We start from the raw sequence: 2,775 nt of genomic DNA, 5'->3' as shown, positions 1-2,775 counted from the left end.
CTGCACTCCGGTGCGTGGAGGCGGCGCGAAACCAGGCGTGGCGCTCGTGCTGGTTGGGGTAGCGGCCTTTGAGGTGGAGCTCTCCATCCAAGAAGACCACAGGGAGGACGGCGGTGCCTTCTTTGATCATGAGAGTCTTCACGGTGTCATTTTGCGCAAAGGCCATGGGCTGCTGCGCGAGATTGAAGCGCTCGACGCGGATGCCGCTGATGCGGAACTGCAGGAGCATGTCGTCAAAGGTCACGAAGTTTGGATCCACATCGAAGCTGCTGGGGCCGGTGGTGAAGCGCATGGGCGGCTCAAAGACTTGGATGCTTTTCATGGGATGAAGTGGCGTGAGCGCGGCGCTGAGGGCGGCGCTGAGTGCGTGGTGGATTATGGGACAGGGTGGTATCCTGGATAAGGTGGTACGGTATGGGGTGGTGGCGTTAGGTAAATGTCGGAGACTGTGCGTGGATTGTCATGGGGGTGGGCTTCAAGCCGGGAATGCCGCCGGGCTGAGTCAGTGTGACGGCGCGTGATTCGAACGCCCAAAAAGCAGCGCAAACAGGCCGGACTCTGCGCAAAACGATGCCCATGGCGCGTTCATGCTGCGTGCTATCCTTTTCCTTCCCAATCCCCCACATGAAACCTGCCTGCTCTGTTTTGTTTTCTGCTCTGCTGATGATGAGTGCTGCGCTGGTGCAGGCGGCGGAGGTGCCGGGATCGGTGGGGGAGCTGTGGGCGGATTTTGATCCGCGCAGGGATGCGCTGGAGACGGAGGTGATCCGGGAGTGGAAGGAGGAGGGCGGGGTGTACAGGCATGTGCGCTACTTCATCGGCAGCTTTAAAGGGAAGCCGGCGCGGATGGCGGCGATCTATGGATTTCCTGAAGGCGCGAAGGGGAAGGTGCCGGGGGTGATGCACATCCATGGCGGGGGACAGCGGGCGTCTCTGAGCGAGGTGAAGCTGCTGGTGGGGCGCGGGTATGCGGCGCTGTCCGTGAACTGGGGCGGTGACGGGGATGGGAAGCCGCCGTTTAACAGCATGGAGGGCGCGCAGCCGGGTGACCCGAACACGGACTGGGGCGCGGTGGATCCCACGCAGCTGAATGTGCCGGGCTACACCTCGATGCTGCCGGGGCCGAAGCAGTTCTACGAGGACCGTGAGCATCCGAAAAACAACAACTGGTATCTTCTGACATACGGCTGCAGGCGCGGGCTGACGTTTCTGGAGGAGCAGCCGGAGGTGGATGCGCAGCGGCTGGGGGTGCACGGCTTTTCGATGGGAGGAAACCTGACGATGTATGTGGCGGGCAGCGATGACCGCGTGAAGGCGGCGGTGCCTGCGGTGGGCGGGCAGGGGTATCGCTGGGAGGCGCATGCGTTTTCCGGCGGCACGGAGCAGCAGGAGAGGATCAAGGGTGATGTGGAGGTGTTTCGACGCACGCTGAGCTTTGAAAGCTATGCGCCGCGCATTCAGTGCCCGGTGCTGCACCGGAGCGGGACGAATGATTTCCACGGGTGGATGGATGATGTGTATCGGACGAATGCGCTGATCGTGGGGCAGCCGACGCGGTATAGCTGGGCGCCGCATTTGAACCATCGGCTGATCCCTGAGGTGGCGGTGGCGATGCCGCTGTGGTTTGACCATTTTCTCAAACGCGGTGTGGCGCTGCCGGAGACGCCGGGGAGCGAGTTGGTGCTGAAGACGGCGGATGGGGTGCCGCTGCTGCGTGTGACGCCGGATGTGAGTGTGATGCCGGGGGTGAAGATGACGCCGGATGTGAAGGCGCTGCCTGTTTCACGCGTGGAGATTTTCTACAGCGTGGATGCGGACCTGCGGGCGCGCTTCTGGCGCAGCGCGGAGGTGGTGAAGAAGGGGGCGGATTACACGGCGGTGCTGCCGCTGCATGCGGTGGATCTGCCGCTCTTTGCGTTTGCGAATGTGTACCACACGCTGCCGCAGGCGGTGTCCATGAAGGCGCTGCCGGGGAAGGGGGCTGAGGTGCGGGAGGTGTGCATCAGCAGTCTGCTGCGGCATGCGGAACCGGAGGCGCTGCGTGCGGCGGGGACGGTGGCGACGGCGCGGACGAGTGCTGTGATGGATGATTTTTCCCACGGGCTGCGTGACTGGTATGTGCTGAATGCGGGGAATCTGACGCATCAGGAAATGTGGACGCGAAAGGTGACGGACCCGCTGTATCGTGCACCGGTGGGGGCGCGGCTGAAGCTCTCGATGAAGATGCCGAAGACGAACCGGCTGACCTTTGTGGTGCGGGAGAATGACTGGCGGAGCTATCGCGGGCCACGAGTGAGCTACCTATGCACACGCGAGATCACTGGAGGCACGGAGGCGCAGAGCGTGGTGCTGGCTGCGTCTGACTTTGTGTCTGACAAAGGCGCGGTGCTGAAGGACTGGGCGCAGGTGGATGAACTGGGGATCTGCGCACGTGTGCCGGGCACTGCCGCGATGGATGCGGCGCTGTGGAATGGCGGCGCGGCGGAGTTTGTGCGGCTTGAATGGGAGTGAGAAACTGCGGGGGTGGGCGGCTTTGCCGTCAAGGCACTGCATACCACAAAGGACCAGTTGCAGTGCCATGGATAAGATTTTATGAGAATCTTGCTTGACTCTTGAAAATCGGACCCAAGACTTCTCTCATGCAAGCCTGACCACAGCATGTGCCCTGCGGGATCTCCCGCCGGGCGCCGGGGCGGGTGAATGACGCAGCCCGAAGCTTTCCACGACTCCAGCCTTTTCTTTTGATCATACTACCACAAACAACCACACAATACC

The 2,775-nt window shown here is 62.3% G+C and carries 2 protein-coding genes; one reads left to right on the top strand and one right to left on the bottom strand.

Features of this window, described 5'->3' with window-relative positions; genetic code table 11:
- On the bottom strand, positions 1 to 322 hold a 322-nt coding region (locus WAW39_RS10495), incomplete at its 3' end, for an arsenic metallochaperone ArsD family protein (protein ID WP_422318500.1).
- A 302-nt stretch (positions 323 to 624) separates the two neighbouring features.
- Between WAW39_RS10495 and WAW39_RS10490 the strand changes: the two genes are divergently transcribed.
- The gene (locus WAW39_RS10490; protein ID WP_422318498.1) at positions 625 to 2,511 is read left to right on the top strand and encodes an alpha/beta hydrolase family protein; all 1,887 of its coding nucleotides are present in this window, start codon (positions 625 to 627) and stop codon (positions 2,509 to 2,511) included.
- The last annotated feature ends 264 nt before the right edge of the window (positions 2,512 to 2,775 follow it).

The sequence above is a fragment of the Prosthecobacter sp. genome, assembly GCF_049294395.1.
Classification (GTDB): Bacteria; Verrucomicrobiota; Verrucomicrobiia; order Verrucomicrobiales; family Verrucomicrobiaceae; genus Prosthecobacter.
The sequence above is the reverse complement of the archived record's forward strand: the minus strand, read 5'-3'. Positions and strand labels throughout refer to the sequence as shown.

Excerpts from the sequence above, each read along its gene's own strand:
- WAW39_RS10490 (WP_422318498.1), top strand. The coding sequence starts at position 625 with ATGAAACCTGCCTGCTCTGTTTTGTTTTCTGCTCTGCTGATGATGAGT.